At 54.8% G+C, this 5,202-nt stretch carries 4 protein-coding genes; 3 read left to right on the forward strand and 1 reads right to left on the reverse strand.

The window, feature by feature from the left end:
• The first annotated feature begins 11 nt into the window (after positions 1-11).
• Positions 12-1,274 carry a DUF2130 domain-containing protein gene (locus tag Q1K23_RS07405; RefSeq protein ID WP_300363510.1) on the forward strand — a complete coding sequence of 421 codons (1,263 nt, stop codon included), beginning with the start codon at positions 12-14 and terminating at the stop codon, positions 1,272-1,274.
• Here Q1K23_RS07405 and Q1K23_RS07410 read toward each other — a convergent pair.
• Positions 1,253-2,383: a GGDEF domain-containing protein gene (locus Q1K23_RS07410; RefSeq protein WP_300363507.1), complete on the reverse strand. Its 1,131-nt coding sequence runs from the start codon at positions 2,381-2,383 to the stop codon at positions 1,253-1,255. The genes Q1K23_RS07405 and Q1K23_RS07410 overlap by 22 nt on opposite strands.
• 112 nt (positions 2,384-2,495) lie before the next feature.
• Between Q1K23_RS07410 and Q1K23_RS07415 the strand changes: the two genes are divergently transcribed.
• Positions 2,496-4,208: a hypothetical protein gene (locus tag Q1K23_RS07415; RefSeq protein ID WP_300363508.1), complete on the forward strand. Its 1,713-nt coding sequence runs from the start codon at positions 2,496-2,498 to the stop codon at positions 4,206-4,208.
• Positions 4,209-4,265: 57 nt separating this feature from the next.
• Positions 4,266-5,177, forward strand: a complete 912-nt coding sequence (locus Q1K23_RS07420; protein WP_300363509.1) for a helix-turn-helix transcriptional regulator — start codon at positions 4,266-4,268, stop codon at positions 5,175-5,177.
• Positions 5,178-5,202 lie beyond the last annotated feature (25 nt).

Here is a 5,202-nt window from a genome sequence, read left to right on the forward strand (position 1 = left end):
AAAGGCGTTCCATGCAGACCACCATCACCTGTCCCAACTGCGGTACCGAGATCGACATCAGCGAGAGCCTCTACGCAAAAATGGAGAAGCAGGCCAGAGCCAAGCTGCAGAAAGAGGTAGCCGAGCATCGTGCGAAGTACAAAGAGGCGATGGACGCGCTCAAAGCCAAGGAGGAGGCGATCGCCGAGCAGGAGAGGCGTTTCGAAAAGGAGCTGGCGAAAGCGACGGAAGAGCGGGTGGAGGCGCAGCTCAAAGCCGAACGGCGAAGGCTCGAAGAGGAGCTCAGAGCCAAGCTGACCGAAGAGCAGAAGGATCGCATCGAACTGCTCAACAGGGAGCTGGAGGAAAAAAGCGCCCAGGTGAAGGAGCTCAACCGTGCGAAGGCCGAAATCGAGCAGCTCAAACGGGCCAGGGATGAGGCGGAGGAGAAGGCGAAGCTGGAAGCCCAGAAGCGGCTCAGCGAACTTCTGGAAAAAGAGCGGGAGAAGATCGCCAAGACCCTCGCCGAACAGAGCGAGCTGAAGCTGAAGGAAAAGGAGCACCAGCTCGAGCAGCTCCGCCACCAGCTCGAAGAGGCCAAACGCAAGGCGGAGCAGGGGAGTCAGCAGACCCAGGGGGAGGTGCAGGAGCTGGCCATCGAGAGCTGGCTGAGCGCGCACTTTCCTTTCGATACCGTCGAAGAGATCAAAAAGGGGGCCCGAGGCGCCGACTGTCTTCAGATCGTCAATACCCGCCAGATGCAAAACTGCGGCACCATCTACTACGAGAGCAAGCGGACCAAGGAGTTCCAGAAGAGCTGGATCGAGAAGTTCAAGGCCGATATCCGTGAAAAGGGGGCCGACATCGGTGTGCTCGTGACCGAAGTGCTCCCGAAAGATATGGAACGGATGGGGCTGGTCGACGGGGTATGGGTCTGCACTTTCGAAGAGTTCAAGGCACTCTCGGCCATCCTGCGGGAGCAGGTGGTGAGAATCGCCCAGGCGACGCAGGCCCAGGAGAATCGCAGCGACAAAATGGGGCTGCTCTACAGCTATCTCACCTCCAATGAATTCCGTATGCAGATCGAGGCGATCGTGGAGGGTTTCACCCAGATGCAGGCCGATCTGGACGCCGAAAAACGGGCCATGGCCCGCATCTGGAAACAGCGTGAAAAGCAGATCGCCAAAGTGCTCGACAACACGACGGCCATGTACGGCTCGATCCGCGGCATCGCGGGCAACGCCATCGGGCACATCAAGGCCCTGGAACTTCCCTACGAGGAGGATGAGTCGTAGAGCACGACCCTGTTTCTTCCTTCCCTTTTCGCCCGGTAGAGGGCTTCGTCGGCCTCTTTGATGAGGGAGGTTTCGTCGCTGTCGGCGCCGGCGGCCGCGACTCCTATGCTGACGGTAAAGCGGGCAGGTTCGCCTCCGGGTATGTCGACAGGGTGGTTTTGCGCTTTTTCACGGATCCGTTCGGCCACTTTCAGAGCGTTTTTAGCATCGATTTCGGGCAGAATGACGGCGAACTCCTCGCCGCCGATTCTGGCGGGGAAATCCATCTCACGTATTTCGTCACGAACTATGTCCGCCAATGTCCGGATGACGCTGTCACCGACCGGATGTCCGTAAGTATCGTTGATGCGTTTGAAGCGATCGATGTCGATCATGAGCAGTGAAAAGCTTTTGCCGGTACGGCGGTACCGTTCGAACTCCTTTTTCAAAAACGCCATGAAATGCCTGCGGTTGTTGAGGCCGCTGAGCATATCGGTGTAGGACATGCGCTCGAGCTCTTTTTCCAGTTCGTACCTCTTTTTGTAGTCTCTGGCGTAGAAATACTGGATCAGTATGGCCAGCGCCGCGGCCGGCCAGATCAGTACGGCGTAGTGGTCGTGTTGGAAACCGGGGGCGAAGCCGCTCCACGCTAGGAGATGGGGCAGAAATGTCGCCATGACGACATAGACGATGTTGGCCCTTAAAGAGAAGGCCTGAAACGCCAGAGGAGGCAGGAGCATGTAGTACATGAAGCCCGCGATGCCGTAGATCATCCCCATGTCGAGCCGGGTGAGGATTTTCAGATAGACCGCTTCCGTCAAAAGTACGGCGCCGACGAAAAGAAGCGTCAGTAAAAGTCGATTTGTGATTTTTCGAAAGAGATAGGGAGCGGGCAGAAAGATGAAAAAGAACATTCTCAGCCATATGGTATCTTTCGCCCCGACAGGATCGGTGACGTAATCCCATATCCACAGACCGCTGCCTATGAGAGTACCCAGAAGGAAAAGCTTTCCCGAAAAGGAGCGGTGATCGTCGAGCTTTTTTTGCAGGAGAGTCTCATCCTCCTGGATCCACTCGAACTTCAGACTCTCCCTTATCGAAAGAAGTTTTTCGATTATTTTTTCTTTCATAATAAATATTATACTGAATAGATAAGTTTTTGAGACGGATTCCAGTACAATGGAACGAGAAAATAGATGAAGACGGGTTTTGGCAACAGGCCCGAATGGTCAGGAATCGATGATGGAAAAGAGATGTCGGGATTGGGGAGTAGGGGTATGTATCGCTCTGACATTCGCCGGATGCGGAGGCGGGGGCGGTTCGGATGGAGGGACATCGGATCCCTCCACATCCATCGGGAAAAAGGGGAAAGCGTACTATGTGGATGCGCCGGTGGGCGGTGTCGGATACCTTTGCGGATCGCAGCAAGATGTAACCGACGACAAGGGCGGTTTCATATTTGAAGAAGGGAAAGGGTGCCTCTTTTATCTGGGAGGAGTGAAACTTCGCGAGGTGGAAGCGGCGCTGCTGAAAGATGGTAAGACGATCCAGGAGACCGACGAAAAGATCGCACGGCTTTTGCAGTCTCTGGATACCGACGGCGATCCCGAAAACGGCATCGCGATCGACGAAACGCTGGTGAAGAAACTTTCGGATGCGGGATACGACCATGTCCCCGATTCCGAGGGCGACCTGCAGGCCATGTTCGATCTCATCGCCGAGAACGGGGGCCATGTCGTCAGTGAAGAGGCGGCGAAAGCCCATCTGCTTCGCAGCATCCTGAGAGGGAAAACCCTCTATTACCTCCGTTACGACGCTGCTCTGGATACAGATGCCTCTTCGGGCTGGAAAAAGGTACGTATCGATTTCGATGAAAGCAGTTTGGACTGGCACGATCTTTCGAAAGATGGAGAGTATCCGCGAACATTCGCCTATACGGTGGATGAAGAGGGAAATGTTCTACTCTCGATCGACGAAGCGCACGGCGCTCCCGTGCGTTGGAAAGCCAAAGAGATCACCGATAACTACATAAAAATGTGTGAAAATGAAAGATGCGGTCTCTATCTTTTCTACGACGAAAAGAAGGCCGAGTCGTTCATACACGCTACGACCGTCGACTCCGATGCCGTCACTCTGGCTACGATCAGCGGCCTGGACGAGCGGCTCAAGGAGACATCGGGACTGGCTTACGTCGAAGGCAGGCTCTTTACACACAATGACGGCGGCAACGCGAATCTGCTGTACCAAATCGATACGAAAACGGGAAGGATATTGCGGACGGTCACGGTGAACGGCGCTTCGAACGTGGATTGGGAAGATCTGGCATACGACGGTTCCTACCTCTATATCGCCGATATCGGCAACAACCTGGGAGATCGCAAAGATCTGAAAATCTACCGGATCTCCAAAGAGGATCTACTGAACAACGACGATGAGGTCGAAGCAAAGATCATCTCTCTCACATACGCCGATCAGAAGCGCTTCGACTACGAAGTGTACACCACACCCTACGATGCAGAAGCGCTCGTCGTCTACGACGGCGCGCTCTATATCTTTACAAAAAGCTGGGGAGACTATACGACGCGTGTCTACAAAGTGCCTTCCGAACCCGGCAGCTATCGGGCCGAAGCGGTCGATAAAAGAGCGCTGGATGTCATGATCACGGGTGCCGCATACGATGAAAAGAGCCATACGATCGCGCTCATCGGCTATACGAACCCCTACGACGAAAATAGGTCTTTCAGAAGTGCCGTTTTGAAACTGAGCGGATTTTCTGACGATAGATTCTTTTCTGGCCAGATCGCGGAGAGTCCTATAAAAAACGGTCGATCGGCCGGACAGGTGGAGTCGCTCGCTTTTCGAAACGCTTCGACGCTCTTCATCAGTGCCGAAGGGGCATCCACCTCCTGGTTCGAGGTTTCGGCGAAGCTGTATGAGCTACGGCTGTCGGAGTGAGGCGGAGAGTTTTGCCGTGGTAGAAGATTTTGACAATATGATGGAGCAGGAAGGATCATGAAGTTTTCCACCTATCTGAAAACGTGTCGCGAAGAGCTGGGACTGACCCAGGATGCGCTCACCGAAGCGCTCTATCTTTTCGACGACGAGCTCTTCGAAGGTGTGGCACCCGGCACTCTCAGCCGATGGGAGCGTGAAGTTTCCACACCATCCTACCGACGTATCGAAGCACTGATGCGCTTTTTCCAGTACCGTTTCGATCTGCCGGTCCCCTGTATCCGCACCCGCGACGCCAAAGAGGCCGAGCGCATCATGTGCGAAGAGGAGCTCGAGACGCTCTTCAAACCCAAAAAGATGGTGGCGGACCTGGCGTTCCAGGCGGAAAAGATAGGTTTTGAAACCATCACCCTCCGCCACCATCCCAGAGCGGACGAACTGCTGGAACTCAACACGATGCTGCACAAAAGCATCAATACCCCACTGACCCGGGTCGAAGAGAAGCAGTTCAAAACCTGGATCGAAAATCCCGCAAATCTCTTCGTCGCCGTCACCTACAAAAGCTCTTTCCTGGGCCTGCTCTTCGCCCTGAGGTTAAAGCCCGAAAGCTTCGATGCGATTCTGCGCTTTCAAAAGAGAAAAGCGGATCTGAAAGAAGAGGACTTCGCCGCCATCGACGAAGAGGGGTCGGTCTATCTGCTCTCCTTTTTCGCCCTCTCGCCCCACATCGCCACACAGCTTTTCAGACGCTACTATGCCCATCTCGTCGCCTACCAGCAGAAGACCAGGGAGACGGGATTCGTCTCCTCCTTCGAAGAGGCCCTGCTTTTGGCGGAGAGATTCGGACTTCACCAAAGTGGTGAAACCGAAAGCGACGGCGAGACGGTCCTGGCCTACCGGGCCGATCTTTTCGACGCCATGCGTACTACGACCGCTTTGAAGGTGCTTTTTCCGAAAAAGCACTGCAGCTGATCGTCGCCATCTCGATGCGGTCCAC

This window comes from Hydrogenimonas sp., assembly GCF_029933015.1.
GTDB lineage: Bacteria > Campylobacterota > Campylobacteria > Campylobacterales > Hydrogenimonadaceae > Hydrogenimonas.